20 protein-coding genes and 1 pseudogene are annotated in these 22,951 nt (G+C 74.6%); 14 read left to right on the top strand and 7 right to left on the bottom strand.

Annotated features, from left to right (window positions below; all coding sequences use genetic code 11):
• Positions 1-21: 21 nt before the first annotated feature.
• The 3 genes from ACFP3V_RS02115 (at position 22) to ACFP3V_RS02105 (ending at position 3,799) form a co-directional block, all read left to right on the top strand.
• Positions 22-1,911, top strand: coding sequence for an HAD-IIIC family phosphatase (locus ACFP3V_RS02115; RefSeq protein WP_380579022.1), 1,890 nt, complete (start codon positions 22-24; stop codon positions 1,909-1,911).
• 9 nt (positions 1,912-1,920) lie between these two features.
• On the top strand, positions 1,921-2,145 hold the full coding sequence (locus ACFP3V_RS02110; protein ID WP_380579019.1) for a phosphopantetheine-binding protein: 225 nt from the start codon (positions 1,921-1,923) through the stop codon (positions 2,143-2,145).
• A gap of 160 nt (positions 2,146-2,305) precedes the next feature.
• Positions 2,306-3,799: an MFS transporter gene (locus ACFP3V_RS02105; RefSeq protein ID WP_380579017.1), complete on the top strand. Its 1,494-nt coding sequence runs from the start codon at positions 2,306-2,308 to the stop codon at positions 3,797-3,799.
• Positions 3,800-3,866: 67 nt separating this feature from the next.
• On the opposite strand, the gene ACFP3V_RS02100 is transcribed toward ACFP3V_RS02105, so the two are convergent.
• Complete coding sequence (locus tag ACFP3V_RS02100) at positions 3,867-4,616, bottom strand: thioesterase II family protein (protein WP_380579015.1); 750 nt, start codon at positions 4,614-4,616, stop codon at positions 3,867-3,869.
• A complete protein-coding gene (locus tag ACFP3V_RS02095) occupies positions 4,613-5,587 on the bottom strand; it encodes an alpha/beta fold hydrolase (RefSeq protein ID WP_380579013.1) in 975 nt (324 codons plus the stop codon). The genes ACFP3V_RS02100 and ACFP3V_RS02095 overlap by 4 nt, the downstream gene beginning before the upstream one ends.
• 588 nt (positions 5,588-6,175) lie before the next feature.
• Between ACFP3V_RS02095 and ACFP3V_RS02090 the strand changes: the two genes are divergently transcribed.
• From ACFP3V_RS02090 to ACFP3V_RS02080, 3 genes and pseudogenes are all read left to right on the top strand, one after another.
• A complete protein-coding gene (locus tag ACFP3V_RS02090) occupies positions 6,176-6,997 on the top strand; it encodes a 4'-phosphopantetheinyl transferase family protein (RefSeq protein WP_380579011.1) in 822 nt (273 codons plus the stop codon).
• A 126-nt stretch (positions 6,998-7,123) separates the two neighbouring features.
• A pseudogene (locus ACFP3V_RS02085) lies at positions 7,124-7,576 on the top strand (AfsR/SARP family transcriptional regulator); the annotation flags it as partial.
• Positions 7,577-7,601: 25 nt separating this feature from the next.
• Positions 7,602-10,205 carry an ATP-binding protein gene (locus tag ACFP3V_RS02080; RefSeq protein ID WP_380579009.1) on the top strand — a complete coding sequence of 868 codons (2,604 nt, stop codon included), beginning with the start codon at positions 7,602-7,604 and terminating at the stop codon, positions 10,203-10,205.
• A gap of 100 nt (positions 10,206-10,305) precedes the next feature.
• Here the strand turns inward: ACFP3V_RS02080 and ACFP3V_RS02075 are convergent, their stop codons facing one another.
• Complete coding sequence (locus ACFP3V_RS02075; protein ID WP_380579007.1) at positions 10,306-10,440, bottom strand: hypothetical protein; 135 nt, start codon at positions 10,438-10,440, stop codon at positions 10,306-10,308.
• 149 nt (positions 10,441-10,589) lie between these two features.
• On the opposite strand from ACFP3V_RS02075, the gene ACFP3V_RS02070 reads away from it, so the two are divergent.
• The 4 genes from ACFP3V_RS02070 to ACFP3V_RS02055 all read left to right on the top strand — a co-directional run bounded on the left by ACFP3V_RS02070 (position 10,590) and on the right by ACFP3V_RS02055 (position 15,549).
• Complete coding sequence (locus ACFP3V_RS02070) at positions 10,590-11,072, top strand: luciferase domain-containing protein (protein WP_380579004.1); 483 nt, start codon at positions 10,590-10,592, stop codon at positions 11,070-11,072.
• Positions 11,073-12,050 (top strand): AfsA-related hotdog domain-containing protein, encoded by a 978-nt coding sequence (locus ACFP3V_RS02065; protein ID WP_380579003.1) that lies wholly within the window; start codon positions 11,073-11,075, stop codon positions 12,048-12,050.
• A 50-nt stretch (positions 12,051-12,100) separates the two neighbouring features.
• Positions 12,101-14,734 (top strand): AfsR/SARP family transcriptional regulator, encoded by a 2,634-nt coding sequence (locus tag ACFP3V_RS02060; protein ID WP_380579001.1) that lies wholly within the window; start codon positions 12,101-12,103, stop codon positions 14,732-14,734.
• Positions 14,735-14,937: 203 nt separating this feature from the next.
• The gene (locus ACFP3V_RS02055; RefSeq protein WP_380578999.1) at positions 14,938-15,549 is read left to right on the top strand and encodes a TetR/AcrR family transcriptional regulator; all 612 of its coding nucleotides are present in this window, start codon (positions 14,938-14,940) and stop codon (positions 15,547-15,549) included.
• Between the two features lie 7 nt (positions 15,550-15,556).
• Here ACFP3V_RS02055 and ACFP3V_RS02050 read toward each other — a convergent pair whose 3' ends face one another.
• Positions 15,557-16,519 (bottom strand): PDR/VanB family oxidoreductase, encoded by a 963-nt coding sequence (locus ACFP3V_RS02050; RefSeq protein WP_380578997.1) that lies wholly within the window; start codon positions 16,517-16,519, stop codon positions 15,557-15,559.
• Between the two features lie 130 nt (positions 16,520-16,649).
• On the opposite strand from ACFP3V_RS02050, the gene ACFP3V_RS02045 reads away from it, so the two are divergent.
• Entirely contained in the window at positions 16,650-17,108 is a 459-nt protein-coding gene (locus tag ACFP3V_RS02045; protein ID WP_380578995.1) for a pyridoxamine 5'-phosphate oxidase family protein, read from the top strand.
• 223 nt (positions 17,109-17,331) lie between these two features.
• On the opposite strand, the gene ACFP3V_RS02040 is transcribed toward ACFP3V_RS02045, so the two are convergent.
• Together ACFP3V_RS02040 and pdxR are read right to left on the bottom strand one after the other, a co-directional pair.
• Positions 17,332-18,216, bottom strand: a complete 885-nt coding sequence (locus ACFP3V_RS02040) for a DedA family protein (RefSeq protein ID WP_380578993.1) — start codon at positions 18,214-18,216, stop codon at positions 17,332-17,334.
• Between the two features lie 739 nt (positions 18,217-18,955).
• Positions 18,956-20,401, bottom strand: coding sequence for a MocR-like pyridoxine biosynthesis transcription factor PdxR (pdxR, locus tag ACFP3V_RS02035; protein WP_380578991.1), 1,446 nt, complete (start codon positions 20,399-20,401; stop codon positions 18,956-18,958).
• Between the two features lie 49 nt (positions 20,402-20,450).
• Between pdxR and ACFP3V_RS02030 the strand changes: the two genes are divergently transcribed.
• On the top strand, positions 20,451-20,933 hold the full coding sequence (locus tag ACFP3V_RS02030; protein WP_380578989.1) for a carboxymuconolactone decarboxylase family protein: 483 nt from the start codon (positions 20,451-20,453) through the stop codon (positions 20,931-20,933).
• On the opposite strand, the gene ACFP3V_RS02025 is transcribed toward ACFP3V_RS02030, so the two are convergent.
• The gene (locus ACFP3V_RS02025; RefSeq protein ID WP_380578986.1) at positions 20,875-21,864 is read right to left on the bottom strand and encodes an EamA family transporter; all 990 of its coding nucleotides are present in this window, start codon (positions 21,862-21,864) and stop codon (positions 20,875-20,877) included. The two genes, ACFP3V_RS02030 and ACFP3V_RS02025, sit on opposite strands and share 59 nt — an antisense overlap.
• Before the next feature lie 77 nt (positions 21,865-21,941).
• On the opposite strand from ACFP3V_RS02025, the gene ACFP3V_RS02020 reads away from it, so the two are divergent.
• Together ACFP3V_RS02020 and ACFP3V_RS02015 are read left to right on the top strand one after the other, a co-directional pair.
• Positions 21,942-22,430 (top strand): alpha/beta hydrolase, encoded by a 489-nt coding sequence (locus tag ACFP3V_RS02020; protein ID WP_465270087.1) that lies wholly within the window; start codon positions 21,942-21,944, stop codon positions 22,428-22,430.
• The gene (locus ACFP3V_RS02015) at positions 22,388-22,681 is read left to right on the top strand and encodes an alpha/beta hydrolase family protein (protein ID WP_380578982.1); all 294 of its coding nucleotides are present in this window, start codon (positions 22,388-22,390) and stop codon (positions 22,679-22,681) included. Before ACFP3V_RS02020 ends, ACFP3V_RS02015 begins: the two co-directional genes overlap by 43 nt.
• Positions 22,682-22,951: the final 270 nt, after the last annotated feature.

Genomic DNA, 22,951 nt, shown 5'->3' with positions numbered 1-22,951 from the left:
GCCAGGAAAGGAGATCCAGGGATGTCCACCGTCATCCAGAGCCCGCTGGACCGGCTGCGCGCATGGCAGACCGAAGGCCGGCTGGCCGAGGAGTACCCGGGTGTGGCCCCGCTGCTGGCGGAGCTCGCCTGGGGCGAGCAGTCCGCCACGGACCTGTCCCGGGCCGGGCAGCTGCTCGCCCGCCTCGACCCGGCCGCCGTCCTCGCCGCGCACCCGGACACGCCGGTGCTGCGGGTGGCGGTGGCCGGCCACGGCACCGTCGGCGGGATCGCCCCCGCCCTGCACGTCGAACTCGCCCGGCACGGCTTCCTGACCCAGCTCGCCCTCGGCGACTTCGACGGCTGGGTACGCGAACTCCAGGAGCCCGACAGCCCGTTGCACGCCGAGGGACTGGACCTGGCGCTGGTGGTGCTGGACCCGCAGACCGTGGCCGACGAACTCCCCGCCGTCTGGCGGGCGGAGGACCTGGCGGCCACCGCCACGGCCAAGCTCACCCAGCTGACGACGCTGCTGGAGCGCTACCTGGAGCGGACCTCCAGTGCAACCGTGGTGCTGAACACCCTGCCGCTGCCCCGCGCCCTGCTGCAGCAGCTGGTCGACCTGCGCTCGCGCAACGAGGTCTCGGTCGCCTGGCGGGAGTTCAACATCGGCCTGCTCAAGCTGGCCCGGACCGACCCCCGGATCGTGGTCGTGGACCTCGAACCCCTGGTCGCCCAGGGCGGCCCGCTGAACGACCCGCGGATGTCCGCCTACGCCAAGGCCCACCTGGGCGAGGAGCTGCTGGCCCGCTACGCCCGCGAGGTCGGCCACCTGGGCCGGGCCCTGCGCGGCAAGGCCAAGAAGGTCCTGGTGCTGGACCTGGACAACACCCTGTGGGACGGCGTCCTCGGCGACGACGGCGCGGACGGCATCGCCGCCGCGACCACCTTCCGCGGCGAGGCCTTCGGCACCTTCCAGAAGCTGGCCCGGCAGATCGGCTCCCAGGGCGTGCTGCTGGCGGTGTCCAGCAAGAACGACCAGGAACCGGTGCTCGAAGTCCTGCGCACCCACCCCGACATGGTGCTGCGCGACACCGACTTCGTCCGGATCAACGCCAACTGGAACCCGAAGGACGCGAACCTGCGGGACATCGCCGCCAAGCTCAACCTCGGCGTGGACAGCTTCGTCTTCGCCGACGACTCCACCTTCGAGACCGGCCTGGTGGCGGCCGGCCTGCCCGAGGTCGCGGTGGTCCGGCTCGACGAGGAGCCGGCCCTGCACGTGGAGAAGCTGCTGGCGGACGGCTGGTTCGACGTCCGCGAGCTGACCGCCGAGGACCGCGAGCGGGCCTCGCTCTACCGGGTCGAGTCCGAGCGCCAGGACCTGCTGGACAGCAGCGGCTCCTACGAGGAGTACCTGGAGCAGCTCCAGGTCCGCGTCCAGGTCTCCGCCGTGGGCGACCTCGACCTCGCCCGGGTGGCGCAACTGACGCTGCGCACCAACCAGTTCAACCTGACCACGCAGCGGCTGCAGCCGGACGAGGTGCGGGCCCGGATCGACGATCCGGAGCACCTGGTGCTCTCGGTGCGCTCCGGCGACCGCTTCGGCGACAACGGTGTCGTCGGCGCTCTCTTCGCGCACCGCGAGGGGGACACCCTGCACATCGACAACCTGATCCTCAGCTGCCGGGTCTTCGCCCGCGGCATCGAGCAGGCCACCGTGGCCGCCGTCCTCGAACACGCCCGCGCCCAGGGGGTGTCCGCGGTGACCGCCGCCTACCGGCCGACCAAGAAGAACCACCGGGTCCGCGAGTTCTGGCCCTCCGTCGGCTTCGCGCCGACCGGCGGGGACGAGGCCGAGCTGACCTTCCGCCACCCGCTGGAGGACGTGGCGGCCGCCCCCGCCCACCTCCGGCTCGACACCGACTTCTGAGAGGCCCGGATGCTCACCGAGACCGACTTCCTGCAGCTCGTCAAGGACGAGCTGGCGCTGCCCCTGGTCCAGTCCGACCTGGAGGACGACTTCGACCGGGTCGTCGCCTGGGACTCCATCCACCTGCTCAAGCTGGTGGCCGCCGCCGAGAAGTACACCGGCAAGCGCGCCCCGCTGGGCAAGCTGCTCGCCGAGCGCAATCTGCGCGGCATCTACCAGCTGCTCTCCGCCTGACCCTGCGTCAGCACGGCGCCCCTGAACCGGTCCCGGCCGCGGCTTTCCCCCGACGCGGCCGGGGCCCGCCGTTTTAGCGGCGCTTATGCCCCCGTTCCTACCGTTCCGGTAGCGGTTCCCTGCCGTGTACAGGACGACCAAGGACGACCAAGGAGAAGGAATGACCACCGAATCGACCGAGGCGCGGCTCGCGCCCGCCGAGGCCCCGGTGCCGCAGACCGCACCGGCGGTCGCCGCCGCCGACCCGCGCCGCTGGTGGGTGCTGGTCGTCATCTCGTTCGCCCAGTTCATCATCGCCATCGACGCGTCGGTGGTGAACGTGATGGGCCCGCAGCTCCAGCACGCGATCCACCTGTCCACCCCTGGCCTGCAGTGGGTGATGAACATCTACGTGCTGCTCTTCGGCGGCCTGCTGCTGCTCGGCGGCCGGCTGTCCGACGTGGCGGGACGCAAGCAGATGTTCCTCGGCGGCCTGGTGCTGTTCACCCTCGCCTCGCTCGCCGCGGGTCTCGCCCACTCCGAGGGCCAGCTGCTGACCGCCCGTGCCGTCCAGGGCATCGCGGCCGCGGCGCTCTCGCCGGCCTCGCTGTCCATCCTGGTGACCACCTTCACCGACCCGGAGGAGCGCTCCAAGGCCTTCGGCGTCTGGGGCTCGGTGATCGGCGTCGGCGCCAGCGTCGGCACCATCATCGGCGGCGCCATCGGCAACTCCGACTGGCGCTGGGCCTTCTGGATCAACGTACCGGTCGGCGTCCTGGTCGCCGCGGGTGCGATCGCCCTGGTGGGCCGCTCGGTCCGGAACACCGTCCGCGAGGCCACCGACACCCTCGGCGCGCTGACCGCCACCGGCGGCCTGGTGCTGCTGGTCTACGGCATCGTCACCTCGAGCACCCACGGCTGGACCGCCGGGCAGACCCTGGGCTCCTTCGCGGGCGCGGTGGTGCTGCTCAGCGTGTTCCTGGTGGTGGAGAGCCGGTCGGCCGCCCCGCTGCTGCCGCTGCGGCTGTTCCGCTCCCGCACGGTGGTCGCCGGCGCGCTCGGCGAGTTCCTCACCGCGGCCTTCATGATGCCGCTGTTCTTCCTGATCCCGCTCTACCTCCAGGACGTCAGCGGCTACAGCCCGCTGCGCACCGGCCTGGCCTGGCTGCCGACCAGCGTCGGCCTGATGGTGCTGGCGCCGGTCGCCTCACAGCTCGTCAACAAGGTGGGCCCGCGGGCGATGTACCTGCTCGGCACGGCCTTCCTGGCCGGCGTCATCGGCGTGGCCATCGGCATCCCGCTGCACGCCTCCTACGTCTCCTTCATGCTGCCGCTGTCGGCGCTGTTCGGGGCCGGCCTGGTGTTCTGCCTGATCGCCACCCCGGTGGTGGGCACGGCCGACGCCACCGAGGAGGACGCCGGCACCACCTCGGCGCTGCTCAACGCCTCCACCCAGATCGGCGCGGCCTTCGGCATCGCGGTCTCGGTGACCCTGCTCAACAACCGGATGACCCACGAGCTGACCCACGGCGCCAGCGCGCAGACGGCACTGGTGCACGGCCTGCGGGTGGCCTTCATCGGCCTGGTGGTGATGCTGGTCCTCAGCATCGTCAACGGCCTGGTGGGCTTCCGGGGCCTCAAGCGCCCGGGTTCCGCGGAGCGCAAGCTCAGCTGATCCGGACCTGACACCCAAGAGGGAGGCGCCCGCAACGGCCGCCGCCCTCAGGCGTGTTGGTCGGGAATCAGTGGTAGAGGCCGACCACCGTGTCCAGCGAGTGGGCCAGGTCGTTCAGGAAGACGTCCTCCTGCTCGCGCAGGAAGAAGTGGCCGCCGGGCAGGGTGCGCATGGAGAAGCCGCACTGCGAGTACTCCACCCACTCGGCCACCTCGGCCGGGGTGACCAGGTTGTCGTCGGAGCCGGCGTAGGCCTGGATCGGCAGCGGCAGCGGCTCCTTGCCGCTGGGTCCCGGGCCGGAGCACATCAGCAGGTCGTCGCGGGCCACCGGCAGCAGCGCGGAGAGCCAGTCGGGATGGTCCAGCAGGATCTGCGGGATGCCGCCCAGGCCGACCAGGGAGTGCACCAGTTCGTCGTCGTCCGCGTCCGGCCGGGCCAGCTCCGGGGCGGGCAGGTGGGGGGCCCGGTAGGCGCTGAGCACCAGCGCCTCCGGCAGCCGCTCGCCCAGCTCGGCCCGGTGCCGGGCCAGCGCGTAGGCGATCAGAGCGCCCATGCTGTGGCCCAACAGGATGTGCGGGAAGTCGAGTTCGTCGGCGAGTTCCCGGTCCAGGTCGCGCACCAGCGCGCCCAGGTCGGTGAACCGCGGTTCCCCGGACCGGCTCTCCCGGCCCGGCAGCTGCACCGGCAGCACCTGCACTCTGCTGCCCAGCCGGCGCTGCCAGCCGGCGTAAGTCGACGCGCCGCCGCCTGCATAGGGGAAGCAGAAGAGCCGCAGCCGGGTGTCGGGCACGGCTGCGGCCTGGAGGTATCTGGTCATGCGGACCTCGCGAGGGTTCCGGCGAGCTTGAGGGCCCGCGGGTCGGGTCGGCGCCCGCGCAGCATGCTGCGCCACTCCTCCGGGGCGAAGCCGGCGGGCTCGGTCGTGGCGATGAAGTCGCGGAGGGTTCGGATGAACCGCTGCGGGTCGGAGTGGAACGGGAAGTGCCCGGCGTCCTCGAAGAGTTCGAGCCGGCTGCCGGGCATGGAGACGTGGGCGATACCCGCGTGCACGGAGGGGATCACCTGGTCCCGCTCACCCCAGACCAGCATGGTCGGCATGCCCTGGGTGAGGTAGCAGCGGTCCAGCAGCGTGCCCACCTGACCGCGCCAGTCCACCACCGCGCGCAGGGTGCGGATGAACGCGCTGCGGGCGGACGCGTCGGGCAGCGCGTCCACGACCCGGAGCAGGTCCTCGGCGTCGACGCCGAGGCCGGTGTCGAGCAGCTGCAGGGCCTTGGTCAGCAACTGCATCTGGAACCGCGCGGTCGGCAACCCCAGTGCGGTGAGCACGAGTTCAGCGCCGGGGAGGGAGGCGGCCCGCAGCAGCGGGGTCACCTCCCGCCCGACGCCGCCGGTGGCGACCAGGACCAGGCGCTCGCAGCGCTCGGGGAACTGGTAGGCGAACTGCATCGCCACCGCGCCGCCGAGGGAGTGCCCGACGAGGGTGGCGCGCTCGATCCCGAGGACCGAGAGCAGGTCGCGCATGCCGTTGGCGTAGGCGCCGACGGAGTAGTCCGCGCGGGGGCGGTCGGACGCCCCGTGACCGAGGAGGTCGGGGGCGATGACGCGGTGGTGGCGGGCGAGCCCGGGGATCACCGGCGACCAGGTGGACGAGGAGTCCCCGATGCCGTGGATCAGCAGGACGGCCGAGCCCCGCCCCGCCATCCGGAACGCCCGCCGGTACCCGTGCACCACGCGCGTCCGCAGGCGCACTTCCGGCTGGTCGGAGCCGGTTCGACGTGCTGTCACAGAACCCTCCCTTCCCGGGGGGCTCAGCCTCCCCGGGTCGCTGACGCATCGTCATCCCGAGGATCACCCTTCGCCTTTGTGTTCCCCTAAACCCCTCACAGGCCCGCGCGCTGGGGCTGCGAGGCTGTGCCCATGTGCGGCTGCGCCGTGTGTGCGCGAGCAACGGCGAGGACCCCTGGGGTTGCGGGGCTGTGCCCATGTGCGGCTCCGCCGCGTGGGCGCGAGCAACGGCGAGGACCCCTGGGGTTGCGGGGCTGTGACCATGTGCGGCTGCGCCGTGTGTGCGCGAGCAACGGCGAGCACTCCCTGGGGGCGCGGGAACTGCGCGAGCAACCCACCACGCGCGGTGGATCGACCCGACATGGGGGCCGGACCTCCCCGAGTGGTGGGTTGCTGGCGCAGTTCCTCGCGCCCCTGGGCGGCTGCGCCGCCGGGCCGGGCCCGCGCTCCCGGAGGGCGGCTGCGCCGCCGGGGAGGGGCCCGGGCAGCCGGGGGGCGGCTGCGCCGCCGGGTGGCGTCCGGTGCCCCTAACGGGGCTTTAGTGAGCTGGCGCACGCTGATCCGCACACGTTGATCCAGGAGGTGACCGTGCACACCACCGCTGAACGTCGAGGAGCGCCGTCCGCCGGTTCGGATCTGCCGTCGCCGGGGCATCGTCCCCCCCGCGGCACCGCGGAAGTGTGGAGCCTGCGTCCCGACCCCGGACAGGTCGCCGCCGCAGAGGAGTTGGGGCACCTGCTCGATCCCGCGGAGCGCGACCGCGTCGCCCGCTGCGGGGACGAGTCCGGCCGTGCCTCGCTGCTGGCGTCGCACGTCGCCCTGCGCCTGCTCCTCGGCGCCTACCTGGGCTGCGCGCCCGACCGGGTTCCCATCGAGCACGCCAACTGCCGTGGCTGCGGGCGCAGGCACGGGCGCCCGGTGGTGCCGGCGCGGCCGCCCCTGCACTTCTCGCTGTCGCACACCTCCGGCCTGGCCGTCGTGGCCTTCGCCGCCACCCCGGTCGGCGCGGACGTCGAGACGCTCGCCTCGGTGCCCGGGACTGACCTGGTGCCGCTGCTGCATCCGGTCGAGCAGCGGGCGATCCGCGCGCTGCCCGCCGATCTCCAGGCGCGCGCGTTCCTGCACTGTTTCGTGCGCAAGGAGGCCTACCTCAAGGGCACCGGCGACGGGCTCTGGGCCGAACTGGACAGCTTCTGCGTCGGGCTCGGGCCGGCCTACGAGACCGTGGGGGACCGGGCGTCGGGGGCGGGCACCGAGCCGGAGGACTGGGCCTTCGCCGAGATCGCCACGCCGCAGACGCACGGCGGCGCCGTGGCCCTGCACCTGCCCGGCTGGGAGGAGCGCGGGCCCCGCGTGCGGGTGCGGCTGCGCACCGTCGACCTCCCGTTGTGGGCCTCCCGGCAACTCTGACCTTGCCGTTCACGGAAGCTGCGCCCACCAATTGTCAAATACTGGTCACGCTGCTGGCGTGCACCTGCGCCCCCGCTGTAGCGTGTAGGCCCGCTGGCCGCGTAACCGGGGGGAGAAGCGCCGCCTATGGCAGACGTCCTGGAATCTACGGAGCCCAGAGTCTCGTTGGCGGTGCTCGGTCCACTGGAGTGCCGGTACGGCGACGAGCGGCTGCCGCTCGGGGGACCCCAGCAGGAACGCCTGCTGGTGGCCCTGGCCCTGGAGGTCAACCGGATGGTCCCGGTGCCGCGCCTGGTGGACGCGGTCTGGGACGGCGAGCCGCCGGCGACCGCCGCGCACCAGATCCGCAAGACCGTGGGGGACCTGCGCCGTCGCCTGCCGGGCGGGGCGGCGATCCTGCTCACCGAGGGCGCGGGGTACCGACTCGCCCTGGACGAGGAGCAGTTGGACCTCAGCCTGTTCAACATCCGGCTGCGCCGCGCCCGCGAGGCTGCCGCCGCGGGGCTGCGGGAGAACGCGGCCGAGCAGCTGCGGGCCGGGCTCGACCTGTGGCGCGGTTCCGTGCTCGGCGGCAGCGGCGGGCCNCCCGCAGCTGGCCGCCGCGGTGGCCGAACTGGAAGAGCGCCGGCTCGCCGCCTGCGAGGAACTGGCCGCGCTGCGGCTGGAGTTGGGGGCCGGGGCCGACGTCATCGGCGAGCTGCGGCGACTGGTCGCCGAGCATCCGCTGCGGGAGCGGCTGCGCGGGCTGCTGATGCGGGCCCTGTACCGCTCCGCGAGACAGGCTGAGGCGCTGGAGGAGTACCGCAGGATCCGCGAGCTGCTCGGCGAGGAACTGGGCATCGACCCGGGTCCGGAGCTGGAGCGCCTGCACGCCGACATCCTGCGCGCCAGCCCCGACCTGCTCGCCGCCCCGTCCGTCAGCCCGCCCGCGCCGGCGTTCCCGCTGACCTCCGCGCCGCCGGCCGCCCGCAGACCCGAAGCGCCCTGCTCGCTCCCGTACGACCTGCCCGACTTCACGGGCCGCGGCGACGAGTTGGAGCGGCTGATCGAACTCGCCGCCCCCAGTGCCCAGGTCAAGATCATCTCGCTGGAGGGGATGGGCGGCTGCGGCAAGACCACGCTGGCCGTGCGCGCCGCCCATGCCGTCGCGGCCCACTATCCCGACGGTCAACTCTGGGTCGACCTCAGCGGTTTCACGCCGGGTCAGCTCCCGCTGGACCCGGCTGTCGCCCTCGACGTGCTGCTGCGCACCCTGGGCGTCCCCGACGAGCGGATCCCCGAGGGACTGCTGGCCCGGATCGCCCTGTGGCGGGTGACCACCGCCAACCGCAGGCTGCTGGTGCTGCTGGACAACGCAGGCAGCGCCGAGCAGGTGCAGCCGCTCCTGCCCGCCGCGCCCGGATCGCTGGTGCTGATCACCAGCAGGGTCCGGTTGAGCGAACTGGACGGCGCTCAGGCCCTGTTGGTCGATGTGATGTCCTCCGGCGACGCCCGCCAGTTGCTGGTCCGGTCCCTGGGCGAGGAGCGGGTCGCCGCCGAGCCGCAGGCCGTGGACGAGCTGATCGAGCTGTGCGGCCGGCTCCCGCTGGCGCTGCGCATCTGCACCGGCCGACTGGTGGACCGTCCCGGCTGGTCGATCCAGCACATGGTGGACCGCCTGGGGACCGAGACCCGGAGGCTGCGCGAACTGCGCGGCGGCAGCCGCAGCGTGGAGGCCGGCACCAGCCTCTCCTACCTGGCGATGAGCTGCGAACTCCGGTTCGCCTTCCGGATGCTGGGCTGCTTCCCGGGCTACGACTTCGACGTCCACGCCGCCGCCGCACTGATCGGGGTGAGCCCCGACGAGGCCGCCGACCAGCTGGAGCAGCTCGTCGACGTCCACCTGCTGCGCCAGCACGTCGAGGGCCGCTACAGCTTCCACGACCTGGTCCGCGCCTATGCCCGCTGCGTCAAGGACGAACAGGACGCCTCCGACGACGGGCGCAACGCGGGGGACTGCGCGGTCGAGCGGTTGCTGGACCACTACCACCTCACCCTGAGCCGCGCCTCGGAGCGCCTCTACCCCGGCAAGCCCACGATCGCCCGGACCGGTGCGCCGCAGGCGTGCGTGGTGGCGCAGGACGGGCCGGAGCTGTGCGACGCCGAGACCGCCCGCGCCTGGCTGGCACGGGAGTTCGGCAACGTCATCGCCGGGCTGCGGCAGGCGCGCGAGTCCGGGCTGCACTGGCACGCCGCCGTGATGCCGCGCTACCTCAGCGAGTTCCTGCAGCTCTACGGCTACCTGGAGGAGAGCCTGGAGGTCGCCGAGATCGCCGTGCAGGCGGCGGAGGACCTGGGTGACCCGGCCGTGCTGCGGCTGGTCACCACCAACCTGTCCGTGGCGCTGTGGAACCTGGGCCGGTTCCAGGAGGGCCTGGAGCACGCGGAGCGGGCCCTGGCCCTGGCCAGGGAACTCGGGGATCCGGGGATGCAGGCGGCCTGCCTTCGCCGGATCGGCACCTTCCACAGCTTCCTGGGCGACTACGCCCAGGGCCTCGCCCGGCTGGAGGAGGCCCTGGAGCTGACCCGGCGCAGCGGCGCCTCCCGGGAGCAGGCGGCGACGCTGGTGAGCATCAGCTCCGCCGCGGGCTACCTGGGCCGGTACCGGGAGTCCGCGGACAGCGCCCGGCAGGCGATCGAGCTCTACCGGGAGCTGGGGGAGCTGCAGGGGGAGACGCTGGCCCTGGTCAATCTGGCCAACTCCCGTGTGGGAATGGGTGATCCGGACGGCGCCGGGGCACATCTGGAGGCCGCCTGGGACCTCGCGCAGCTGCGCCGGACCCGGACCTACACGGCTTTGGTGGCGTCCCGGTTCACGCAGCTGGAGCTGCTGCGCCGCCGGCCCGCCGAGGTGCGGCGCTGGGAGGCCGTGGTCCGCGACGCCCTGTGGACGGAGACCGGACCGTCGATGGCGGTCCGGTTGCACAACGTCCTGGGCGCCGCGCACCACAGCCGCGGCGAGTACCCGGAGGCGCTGCGCAACAGCAGGGCGGCCTACAAGAAGGCGCAGCGCATCGGATACCGGATCGGCCTGGCGGAGGCCATGCAGGGGATCGCCGAGTCGGCGGAACGTACCGGGGAGCAGGAGCTGGCCGAGCAGATGGGCCGTCAGGCCCGGGAACTGTTCGAGGCCATGGGCGTCCCGGTGGGGCACGTCCGCACGCGCTGACGGGGCGTCAGCGGGGTCACGGTGCGTCGGCGGCGCCGGTGACCCGAGCGGCCTCGGCGGCCGCGGCGGCCCGGTTCGGGCCGCGGTGTTCCGGGTGGCCTCAACGGCCGACGGTCACGACCTCGGGGCTCATGTGGTCGTCGGCCAGGGCGGTGCCGGCGGCGCCGGGGAGGGCTCCCCAGACGGCCAGTCCGAGAAGGATCGTGCCCACGGTCGCAGCTGCCTTGCGGATCATGTCGGATCACCCTTCGGGGAGGCTGTTCGGAGCGGTTCCGGACGAGCTCCATCCTTCGATCGCGCGTTCCCATCAAGCGTCCTTGCTCGTACGGGAGTTCGGGAACGGATCGGGACCGCTACGGGAACGGCCCCGCACAGACTGACCGCATGGAATCAGCGATCCGGCTGCCCCCGCGCCCGGGACCGCCGCCTCTGGTCTCCACCCGCGGTCGCGTGGAACAGGTCACCCGGACGGCCCCCGTGGGCCTGCAGCGGGCCCTGCTCACGCTCGCCGCACAGCTCCCCGGCGTGATCCTGGGCCCCACGGCCCTGTGCGTGCCGGGGACCTGCGCCTACCTGCTCTCCCCAGCGCTGGCTCGCGGGCCGGCCGACGCCTTCATGGACGGGACCGAGTTCGGCCACGCCCATCCGCTCTACGACGGCAGCCAGCACCTGGTGCTGCCCACCGCCCTCGCCGAGGAGGTCGTCCAGACCGGCTGGGGCACGCACGCGGAGCCCGACGGCTCCGTCCTGGTCTACGGGCCGCTCGACGAGGAGCAGCTGCAGACCGTCTGGCAACTGGTCCTCGCCGCCTACCACCGCGCCGCGTCCGGTCCACCCGAGGACGCCGAACGAGAAGGGACCCGTTAGATGCAGACCCGTCCTGCCCCGGCGCCCGGGTTCGGCTACCACCTGGTGCACCGGCCCGACACGCTCGAAGGCCTGATGAACGGCAGCACCGCCGCCGTCCCGCAGCAGTTCGGACTCTCGCTGGAACTGCCCGAGTCCCACCCGCTGTGGACCGACGGCGCCGGCCGCCACCACGAGCTGCACGCGCCGCTGGAGGCGCTGCGCCGCTCCGCGCTCTTCGTCGCCCATCGCTACTTCCGCGTCCCCGCCGTGCGGCCGGCCGTCTTCTCGACCACCGGGATCGAGGCCGTGCCCGCCGACGCCTGGGCCCGGCCCCGGCCGTCCCGCGCGGCCCACCTCGACCTGGACCTCGAACTCGAGCCGGTGGACGTCGTCGGCGGCGTCCCGCGCGGGCTCGAGTGCCGCGCCGCGCTGCACCTGGACGGCGAGCCGGCCGGGAACGCGAGCGCCCGGATCGTCTTCCTGATGCCCCGCGTCTACGAGAGCCACCGCGCCCGCGGCCGGACCCTGAGCCGGACCGGAGCCGCACCCGACGACCGCGACCCCGCGGCCGACGAGCGGGTCCGCCCGGCCGAGGTGGGCCGCGCCGACCCCGCCAACGTGCTGATCGGCCGCTGCGAGGAGGAGGACGACGGCACCCTGCACGCCCGCGTCGGCGTCCCGCACGGCCACCCCGTCTACACCGAGGGCGCGCCCGACCACGTCCCGTCCGTCGTCCTGCTGGAGGCCGGCCGCCAGACCGCCCTGCTGCACGCCGCCCGCACCCGCGGTTTCGTGCCCGCCGACTCCGTTCTCGTCGGCTGGTACGCCGACTTCCAGGGCTTCGCGGAGCCCGACCTCCCGCTCTACTGCACGGCCGGTTCCGGCCCCGCCGAACGCGACCGCGACGGCCGCGCGCTGCTCCGGGTGACCCTGCGGTTCACCCAGGGCGGCCGCAAGGTCGCCGAGATCGAGGCGCGGGTCCTGCAGGTGTGCTGACGTCCCGTCAGCCACCTTCCCCTGCACCGTCCCCACGTCAGGAGGCCGCGATGCGATACCGCGTTCTGGGCCCGGTGGCGATGCTGCCGCGCACACCCACCGCGGCCAAGCTCCGGGTGCTGCTGGCCACTCTGCTCGTCCGCGCCGGACAGGTGGTGCCCAGCGAGACCCTGGTCGACGAACTCTGGGGCGACCGCCCGCCGCGGACCGTCACCACCACGCTCCAGGTCTACGTCTCGCAGCTGCGCACCCTGCTGGCGGAGGGACGCCCGGTGCCCGGGGCCCGTGACGACCTGCTGCAGACCCGGCCGCCGGGCTACCGGCTCCAGGTCGGTCCGGGCGAGCTGGACCTCACCGTCTTCGAGGAGCAGGTCCGCGACGGGCGGCAGGCCTACGACGCGGGCCGCCACGAGGAGGCCGCCGAGCGGCTGCACGAGGGCCTGGCCCAGTGGCGCGGCGCCGCCCTGTCCGGTGTCCCGCACGGCCCGGTGCTCTCCGCGGCGGCGGTGCACCTGGAGGAGGCCCGGCTCGCCGCGCTCGACCTGCGCATCGCCGCCGACCTGCGCTGCGGACGGCACGTCCAGCTCACCGCCGAGCTGGTGGCGTTGGCCGCCGAGCATCCCTACCGCGAGTCGCTGCACGCCCATCTGATGGTCGCCCTCTACCGCTCCGAGCGGCAGACCGACGCGCTCGCGGCCTACCGCCGGTTGCGAGACGCCCTCGTGGACGAGCTGGGCGTCGAGCCCGGCCCGGGCCTGTCCCGGCTGCACGAGCGCATCCTGCGCTCCGACCCCGCCCTCGACTGGCGTCCCTCGTCGGCAGGCGGCCGGGCCCCGCAGCTGTGGCTGCCCGCCGGACCGGCCGAACTCCTCGGCCGGGAACGGGCCACCACCGCGGCGCTGCGGATGCTCTCGGGCGACGCCGAGAACCCGCCCGCCCGGGTGCTCGGCATCTCCGGCCGCGCGGGGATCGGCAAGACCGCCTTCGCCCTGGACCTGGCCCGCCGCTGGGCCGAGCACCTGCCCGACGGCCAGGTCCTGGTCCCCCTGCGCGGCCCCGGTGGCGAGCCGCTGAACGCGGCCGCCGTCGCCGCAGCCGTGCTCCGCCGCCTCGGTCACGAGGTGCCACAGGGCGCCTCCCCGGAACGGGAGTTGACGGCCCGGCTGCGTGGCCTGCGGCTGCTGCTGCTGCTCGACGACGCCTCCGCCGAGCAGCAGGTGCGCCCGGTCGCCGACGCACTGGCCGACGGCCTGCTGCTGCTCACCAGCCGTCGTACCCTCGTCGGGCTGCAGGGCGCCCGCCACCTCGTCCTCGACGTGCTCACCGCCGCGGAGTCGCTGCGGCTGCTGTTCGCCGAGGGCGGCACGGGCGCGGCGGCCGACCCGGCGGCCGCCCGTGAGATCGTCCGCATCTGCGGCCGGCTCCCGCTGGCGCTGCGGGTGGCCGGGGCCACCCTGGCCGCCCGCCCCCACTGGACCGCCGCCGACCTCGCCGAACGTCTCGGCGCCGCGGCCACCCCGCTCGACCTGCTCAGCGCCGGGGACATGGACCTGCGCAGCGTCCTCGCCGTCGGCTACCGGGAGTTGGCGGCACCGGAGCGGCGTGCCTTCCGGCTGCTGTCGCTCACGCCCGAGTCCGGTTTCGCCGCCTGGACCGCCGGGGTGCTGCTGCACACCAGCACCGAGCAGGCCGAGCGCTCGCTCGAACTCCTGGCCGACGCACGGATGGTGGAGGTCAGCGGTCAGGAGACCGGCCACCGCTACCACTACCACCGGCTGCTGCGCTCCCTCGCCCGCGAACTGCTGCTCGCCGAGGAGCCCGTCGAGCAGCGGGAGGCGGCCGCCCGCCGCCTGGGCGGGGCGCTGCTGCTGCTCGCCCGCCGGGCGAGCGACCAACTGCTCCCCGGTCGCGTCTCCGACTGGCCCGAGCCCCCCGGGACCGGCGTGCCGGTCTCCCTCGACGCGAGCCGGATCATCGGCCGCACGCCGGCGCGCTGGTTCCAGGAGGAGGCCGACTCCCTGCTGCACGCGGCCCGGCAGGCCCACCAGGCCCACGACTGGTGCCTGGCCTGGCAGTTGGCCGACGCGCTCACCCCCTACCTGGAGGCGGCCGGCCGCTGGCAGGAGTGGCAGGACGTGCTCGACCTCGGCCTCGACGCTGCCGACCGGGACGACAGCAGCCACGCCCGCGCCCGACTGCTCGCCTCACGCGGCGAACTGGCCTGGCAGCGCCTGCGCACGGGCGCGGCCCGCGCCCACTTCGCCACGGCGCGGGCGCTGTTCGAGCGCCTCGACGACCCGTCAGGAGTGATCCGCTGCCTGGTCGGAGCCGGTGACGCCGCCCTGAGCGAGGGCGACGCGGACCGCGCGGCGACGAACTACGCCGCGGCCCTGGACCACGCCGCCCAGGCCCACGACGCCCGCGCCGCGGCCGACGCCCGCCGGGGCATCGCCCTGACGGAGGTCCTGGCCGGCAGGCCGGAGGACGCGCTGCGGACGTTCCAGGAGTTCACCGAGGCAGCGGAGCAGCTGGGCGACCAGCGCTGGGTCCGCCTGGGCCAGCGCAATGCCGACCGCATGCTGGAGCACCTCGTCGACTGGTACGCCCACGCCGAGGTCCACACACCCCCGGCCCTCGAAGCCCGTCCCGGCGTCTGGCTCGTCCACTCGGCGGCCATCGCATGACCCGCCCCACCCGGAACCCCGCTGAAGGCGGTACGGACCCGCGGTGTCCGGCACCGTCCACCCCGCCCGCGGCTCGCGCCGCCCGTCGGGACGTCCCCTCGCCCGGTAGGACGGCTGAACGCCAGGTCGCCGGGGCGTTCGCCGCAGCGCTGGGCACCGTGGCCCGTCAGGGCGGACGGGCCGCCGACAGGACGGAGGAATGCGTGGACGCCGCGCCGTCGGCTTCGGGTCCGGTACGCGGAAGGGGCCAGACCGGGCTCGGGGCGGTACCCGTCCCAGGCGTCGGCCCCGCCGATCCCGGCCCGGACACCCCGGCCGCAGGGCCGACGCTGCGTCAGGTCCGGGAGCGGGTCAGGGAGGAGACCGCACGGGCGATCCGGGAGGAGGCGTGGCGGCAGCTCGACGAGGGTGGGCTGGAGGGGCTTTCGTTGCGGGCCGTGGCCAGGTCCCTCGGCGTCGTATCGTCCGCCGTCTACCGGTACTACCCCAGCCGACGCGACCTGCTCGGCGCCCTCGCCGACGACGCGCGCGCCTCCCTGCTCACGGCAGCGGCCGCCGCAGCCGCCAGCCCCGGCGGCGGAACGGCCGGCGCCGCCCACGCCGTGCGCGACTGGGCCCGGGCCCACCCGCACGCCTTCGAGCTGCTCGCGGGGGCGCCCCCGCACCCGGACCTGCTGGCCCGGCTGCTCCCCGGCCCCCGCCCGCTGCTCCGCTGGTCGCTGCTGCTCGGCCTGCTGCACGTCGACCGCCTGCCGGGCAGCCCGCCCGGCTTCTTCGCCGAGGCCGTCGCCGACCTCGGCGCCCTCCTGCCCTGACCCGCCGTCAGAGGTCCAGCACCAGGTGCGGGGTCCGCGCCCGGGAGACGCAGATCATCATCGTCTCCGCCGTCTCCCGCTCCGCCTCGGACAGCACCGCGTCGCGGTGGTCCGGCTCGCCGGCCAGCACCCGGGTCTCGCAGCTGCCGCAGGTGCCCTCGCGGCAGGAGAACGCCGCCTCGGCGAAGCCCGCGTCCTCCAGCGCGTCCAGGATGCTCAGGCCGTCCGGGACCTTCGCGCTGAGCCCGCTCCGGGCCAGCTCCACCTCGAATTCGCTTCCGTCGGCCGACACTTCGGCCCGGAACCGCTCCGTTCGCAGGCGCCCCTCGGGCCACCCCGCGCACGCCGCCGCCACCGCGTCCACCATCCGCTCGGGACCGCAGCAGTAGACTGTCCGGCCCTCCGCCGCGGCCTCGGCCAGCAGCGCCGCCAGATCGGGTCGCCGGCCGGTCTCCAGCTTCGGCGCCAGCGTCACCCGCCCCTCGCCGTAGCTGCGGGCCAGCTCGTCCCGGAAGGCCATCGCGGCCAGCGACCGCCCGGCGTATACGAGGCGCCAGTCGGCGCGGGTGGCCTCCGCCGCGCGGATCATCGGCAGCAGCGGGGTGATGCCGATGCCGCCCGCGACGAACAGGTAGCGCTCCGCGGGCGCCAGTGCGAAGTGGTTGCGCGGCAGGCCGACCCGGACCCGCGTGCCCGGCGTGGCCAACTCCCGGTGCACGAAGGCGGATCCACCCCGGCTCTGCGGGTCGAGCAGCACCGCCACCTGGTAGCGGTAGGGGTCCGCCGGGTCGCCGCACAACGAGTACGAGCGGACGAGTCCGTTGTCCAGCAGCAGGTCCACATGGGCGCCCGGGGTCCAGGGCGCCAGCGGCCGCTCCTCGGGGTCGGCCAGTGTCAGCAGCAGCACCCCTTCCGCCACCGGCTCCGCCGCCGCCACCAGCAGCTCTGCGGCTCCAGACGAGTCCACCATCGAACCTCCTCCGCCGTTCCGCGCTCTGCGTTCCGCGCCAGGTCGGGGGCAGCTCACCACCGGACCCTTAAGCGCCGCCAGAGCCCTCGTCGGTGCGGCCGCTGTCAGTGGTCCCTGATAGGCAGGAGACATGGCGGACTGGAGAGAACTGGAAACGGCGGAGCCGGAGTTCGCATCCCGGGTGCGGGCGGTCTTCGACGTGCGCAAGCACAAGACCCTCGCCACGCTCCGGAAGGACGGCTCGCCGCGGATCAGCGGCATCGAGATCGCCTTCGCGGAGGGCGAGATACGGCTGGGCATGATGCCGGGCTCGGTGAAGGCGCGCGACGTCCTCCGGGACCCGCGGCTGGCCGTGCACAGCCCCACGGTCGACACCCCGGAGGACGACCCGGGCGCCTGGGCCGGCGAGGCGAAGGTGAGCGGGCGCGCGGTCCAGGTCGCGCCCCCGGAGGGCGGGTCGGCGGGTTCCGCGTACTTCAGGATCGACCTGGACGAGGTCGTGCTCACCCGGGTGGGCAGCCCCGCGGACCATCTCGTCATCGAGTCCTGGACCCCGTCCGGAGGCCTGCGCAGGCGCGTACGCCACTGAACGCCGTCCCGGGCGGCGACGTGGCCTTCGTAGCCGTGACGCGCGGGCCGAGGCCCGCGAACGGGGTGGAGGTGAGTCGGCTGTGCAGTGGCGCTGCGGCGGCCGCCCTGCCAGGTGACCGGCGACGGCGCGTTCGGCCATCGGCCCCGGCGAGCAGCTCGGCTGGGGGGCTCAGGCCTGGCGGCCTGCTCCGTGGGGCCGCCACCCCCTGCCTGGTGGGCGGCTATTCGGCGGGGGGCTTCTGGGTGTCTCGTTGCTCCGCCGTTGGCTCCGGGCCGACGGCCTTCTCGGCGCGGACCGCAGGCCCGGCGCCGGTGGGTTGTTCGGCCGGAGGCCCTTGCGTGGCGGACGGCTCGGCGGGGGCCGCAGGGCAGTCCCCGGCGGCCCGATCGGCCGTGGCCGGCCCTGCGGGCCCGCTCGGCCGTTCGGCCGCGGGCACCGTCGCCGATGGCTGCTGCACAGGGGCCGTGCCCTCCGTAGCGCGCTCTGCCGCGCTCTCCTCGGCGCGGTCCGCGCGCCGCCTGCGGACGTGCCAGACGACGAGCGCGGCGACGACGATCACCGCGACGGCGATCGCGGCCCCGGTGCCGACCTGCTTCTCGATGCGCTGGTACGCGCCCCCGGCGAAGTACCCGAGCAGCGCGAAGCCGACGCCCCAGGCGATCCCGCCGAGGGCGTTGAAGGCCAGGAAGACGGGATACGGCATCCGGGAAATGCCGGCGAGAGCCGGCATCATCGCGCGGAAGAAGGCGATGAACCGCCCGAGGAAGACTGCGGCGGGCCCGCGGCGCCGGATGAAGGACTGAGCGTCCCCGATGCGTTTCTGATGCTTCCTCAGGGGCCCGAACTTCAGGATGGAGGGCCCGAACCGACGGCCGACCTCGTAGCCCACGGAGTCCCCGACGATCGCGGCGAGAACCACGACGAGGCAGAGCCAGCCGATCGACACCCGGCCCTGGTGCGCGAGTACGCCCCCGAGGACGACGGCGGTCTCGCCGGGCAGCACGAAGCCGACGAAGATCGCGTCCTCGCAGAAGACGAGCGCGGCGACGACGGCGTAGATGAGCGGGCCGTTGAGCCCCTGCAGCCACGACGTGATCGAACCCATGCGCGCCATCCTCGCACCGACCCCTGCCTCCGGCACGGAGCGCCGCCCCGGGGCATACGCCGCGCCTGTGGCGCGGAGCGCCGACGGTGCCGCTCGGGCCAGTGGCGCACGAGACGCCCACGAGGGTCCCCGTCAGGCGGCGCGAAGCCGCCGCGCTGAGTGCGGCTCCGCCGCACGTGGGCGCGGTCGGCCTACCCACAGATGTCAGTCCCGCCTGCCCGTAGGGTCGGCCCCTGCCTCGGGCGCGGAGCGCCGCCCCGGGGCATACGCCGCGCCTGTGGCGCGGAGCGCCGACGGTGCCGCTCGGGCCAGTGGCGCACGAGACGCCCACGAGGGTCCCCGTCAGGCGGCGCGAAGCCGCCGCGCTGAGTGCGGCTCCGCCGCACGTGGGCGCGGTCGGCCTACCCACAGATGTCAGTCCCGCCTGCCCGTAGGGTCGGCCCCTGCCTCGGGCGCGGAGCGCCGCCCCGGGGCATACGCCGCGCCTGTGGCGCGGAGCGCCGACGGTGCCGCTCGGGCCAGTGGCGCACGAGACGCCCACGAGGGTCCCCGTCAGGCGGCGCGAAGCCGCCGCGCTGAGTGCGGCTCCGCCGCACGTGGGCGCGGTCGGCCTACCCACAGATGTCAGTCCCGCCCGCCCGTAGGGTCGGCCCCTGCCTCCGGCGCGGAGCGCCGCCCCGGTGTGGCCGCGCCGCCCCGTGCACCGCGCCGATGCACGCAGCCATGGCCCCCGCGTCCCTCAGGCCGCCGTCCCGGCAAGGGACTTGCAGAGGGCGTCGAGCGCCGCCGGGAACGCGTGGTCCGCCGGGGAGGCGTAGCCGACGACGAGGGCGTCGGGTGCGGGGGCGGTGGCATCGGGGTGGCGGAAAGCCCCCAGCGGTTCCACCGCCAACCGCAGCCAGCTCGCCGCAGTCAGCGCCGCGGGGCCCGTCCCGGGCGGGAGTTCGAGCACCGCGTGCAGTCCCGCCGCGATGCCGGTGACCCGCACCTCGGGCGCCCGCTCCGCGAGCGCCGCGACCAACCGGTCCCGCCGTCGCCGGTAGCGCAGCCGCTGGGCCCGCAGGTGCCGGTCGTAGCCGCCGGACGCGATGAACTCCGCCAGCGTCAGCTGGTCCAGCGACGACGGGTGCCGCTCCCACTCCGCCTTCGCGGCCAGCACAGGGGCCACCAGGTGCTCCGGCAGCGCCATCCACGCCAGCCGGAGCGCCGGGGCCAGGCTCTTGCTCGCTGTTCCGAGGTAGGCGACGTGCTCGGGCGCCAGCCCCTGCATCGCGCCCACCGGCTGCCGGTCGTAGCGGAACTCGCCGTCGTAGTCGTCCTCGATGACCAGGCCGCCGGTCCGCCGCGCCCAGGCGATCGCCGCCGCCCGGCGGTCCGGGTGGAGCGGGACGCCGAGCGGGAACTGATGGGCCGCCGTGAGCAGCACCGCGCTCTGACGGTCCGTCAGCGCTGTGGTGTCCGCGCCGCGTCCGTCCACCTCCAGCGGCGGGGTGTGCAGGCCCAGGCCGCTCAACTGCTCGCGGTGGAACCAGAGTCCGTACGACTCCACCGCCGCCTCCCGGGCCCGCAGCTCGTCCCGGAGCACCCGGCCCAGGAGGCTGAGTCCGTGGCCGAATCCGGAGACCAGGACGATCCGGTCCGGGTGGGTGCGCAGGCCGCGGGCGCGGGCGAGGTACTCGGCCAGCGCGGTGCGCAGTTCGACGCGCCCGCGCCGGTCGCCCGCGCCGAAGGCCTCGCTGGGGGCGCGGGTGAGCGCGCGCCGGGCGGCGGCCAGCCATTCCGCGCGCGGGAAGGCGGAGACGTCGGGGCTGCCGGCGTAGAAGTTGTGCGTGGGGGCGGGGTCGCGGGCGGGCACGGGGGACCGTCCGCCGCGCTGCAGGTTCGGCGCGGGCCGGGCCGGGGGCAGCTCGGCCACGCGGGTGCCCGAGCCCTGACGGGCCGTCAGCCAGCCCTCGGCCACCAGGTCCGCGTAGGCCTCGGCGACGGTGTTGCGGGAGAGGCCGAGGTCCGCGGCCAGGGTCCGCGAGGGCGGCAGCTGGGTGCCGGGGACCAGTCGTCCGGTGCGCACCGCCTCCCGCAGCGCGCCGGTCAGCGCCGCGCGGACACCGTGCCGGGAGGCGCCGGGGGCGAGGTCGAGGCCCAGGTCCAGATGGAGGTCGACGGCGGAATTGGCCCGTGCTTTCACGGGGGAAGTGGACCATATCCACGGACCGCCGTCGACCTACGCTGAGGCCATGACGATCTCTCAGAACACCGAAGCCGCCCACACCCACACGCCCCGGATGGACCTGTTCGCCCTGGCCCCCGACGTCTACAAGGCCATGGTCGCGCTGGACCGCGCGGCCCGCGCCGGGGTGGACCCGCAGCTGGCCGAGCTGATCAAGATCCGCGCCTCGCAGCTGAACCACTGCGCCTTCTGCCTGGAGATGCACACCCGCGACGCCCGCGGCCTGGGCATCAGCGAAGAGAAGATCGTGATGCTGTCGGCCTGGGAGGAGGCCTCGGGCTACTTCACGGAGAAGGAGCGCGCGGTGCTGGCGCTGACCGAGGCCGTCACCGTGCTCACCGACGGCTTCGTCCCCGACGAGGTCTGGGAGCAGGCCGCCAAGCACGTCGAGGAGCAGGAGCTGGCCCAGATCATCGCCCAGATCTTCGTGATCAACTCGTGGAACCGGATCGCGGTGACGACGCGTAAGACTCCGACCGGTCCGCGCTGACCTCCAGCACGACCGAACTGCCCTGCGGGGACGGCCTGCTGGTCTGCGCGAGGAAGGCGCCGCCGAGCACCAGCAGGCCCCCGACCAGTTGCGGCCCGGCCAGATGCTCGCCGAGCAGCACCCAGGACAGGACGGTGGCCACCACGGCCTCCAGGCAGGCGATCACCCCCGCGACGGGCGCGGAGAGCCGGCTGACCGAGGCCACGCCGGTCAGGTACGCGACCACGGTCGCGATCAGCACCATCCACAGCGCGGGGACGAGTGCGGGCAGGTGGACCCCGTTCATCACCGCGTCGCCGCCGAGCCGGCTCCAGGGCAGCCCCCACGGCCGGGCGAAGGGGACCATCGCGGCGCAACCGACGAGCAGGCCGAACGAGCACAGGGCGAGCGGGTCCACCGGCTCGCCCCGGTGGGTCTGCCCGGCCTTCTCGGACAGGACGAAGTAGCCGACCTGCGAGCAGGCCGCCCCCAGACCGCCGAGGACGCCGAGGGCGTCCAGCCCGTGCAGGCCGGTCCAGACCTGGACGACGCAGGCCAGGCCCACGGTCGCGGTGAGCGCGCCGAGCGCCGCCGCGCGGGTGACCGGCCGCCGCTGCACGAAGCGGACGTAGCCGAGCAGCAGGGCGGGCCCCAGGTACTCGAGCAGCATGGCGACGGCGACGGGGATCCGCGAGATCGCGAAGAAGTAGCAGGACTGCACCAGGGCCACCCCGAGCAGCCCGAAGCCCAGCAGCAGGCCCGGACGGCGGCGGACCAGCCCGCGGTGGCGCCAGGCCAGCGGCGAGAGCACCAGCGCTGCCCCGGCCATCCGGATCCAGACCACCTGCACGGGGGCGAGCCCGAGTTCGATCAGCGGTTTCGCCGCGACCCCGGAGCCGCCGAAGGACAGGGCGGAGAGGAGGGCGAGGGCGAGTCCACTGCGACGGTGCATGCCTGGGAGTCTGACAGCCGCCGGACATCACGTACAGGGGTGTCTTGGATCGTGACTGCTGTACCGGATGGGGGAGGATGCAGCCCATGGACGAGAGCCCGGTCATCCAGCCGTACGGCCCGCAACAGGCCGAGCAGAACACCGCGTGGTACCTGCCGCGTGCCCGGCCGACGGGCACGCGCGTCGTCTTCGTGCACGGGGGCTTCTGGCGGGCCCGCTGGGACCGCGGGCATGCGGAGCCGTTGGCGGAGGCGCTGGCCGCGGAGGGCCACCTGGTCTCGCTCCCGGAGTACCGGCGGGTCGGCTCGCCGGGCTGGGGCGGTTACCGGGACACGCTCGCCGACGTCGCCGCGGCGGTCTCCCTGCCCGCGCCGGAGCTGGCGCCGCCGGTGCGGCGGACGGTCTTCGTCGGCCACTCGGCGGGCGGCCACCTCGCCCTCTGGGCGGGCTTCCGGGCGCCCCTGCGCCCGGACGNCCCCCGAACGCGGTGGTGGCCCTCGCGGGCTGCGTGGACCTGCGGCTCGTGGACGAGTGGCATCTGGGGGACGACGCCGTGGTCGACCTGATGGGGGGTCATGCCCCGGATCTTCCCGAGCAGTTCGCCGAGGCCGACCCCGCGCAGGCGGGCGAGCCGCCCTTCCCGGTCACCCTCATCCACGGCGACGAGGACGAGGACGTCCCCCTTCGCCTGAGCCGCGCCTACGCCACCGCCCACCCCACCACCCGGCTCCTCGAACTCCCCGCCGCCTCCCACATGGACCTGATCTCGCCCACCGTCCCCGCCCCCTGGGCGGCCCTCCTCTCCGCCCTGAGCTGATCCGCCCCGGTCCATCGCCGCAGGAAGCCGCTATGCACGGCGCCGGTGCCCCGCCCCCGCCCCGGCGCCTGCGGCCTGCTCCGGCCGGGGCGGCCGCGGCCTGCGGCCCGCGCGCCGGGTGGGCCCCAGTGGTCCCCGCCCTCGCCCCCGGCGCCTGCGGCCTGCTCCGGCCGGGGCGGCCGCGGCCTGCGGCCCGCGCGCCGGGTGGGCCCCAGTGGTCCCCGCCCTCGCCCCCGGCGCCTGCGGCCTGCTCCGGCCGGGGCGGCCGCG

It is taken from the genome of Streptacidiphilus monticola (genome assembly GCF_042658505.1).
Taxonomy (GTDB): Bacteria; Actinomycetota; Actinomycetes; order Streptomycetales; family Streptomycetaceae; genus Streptacidiphilus; species Streptacidiphilus monticola.
Note: the sequence above shows the minus strand (reverse complement) of the source record. Positions and strands in the feature narration are given on the sequence as shown.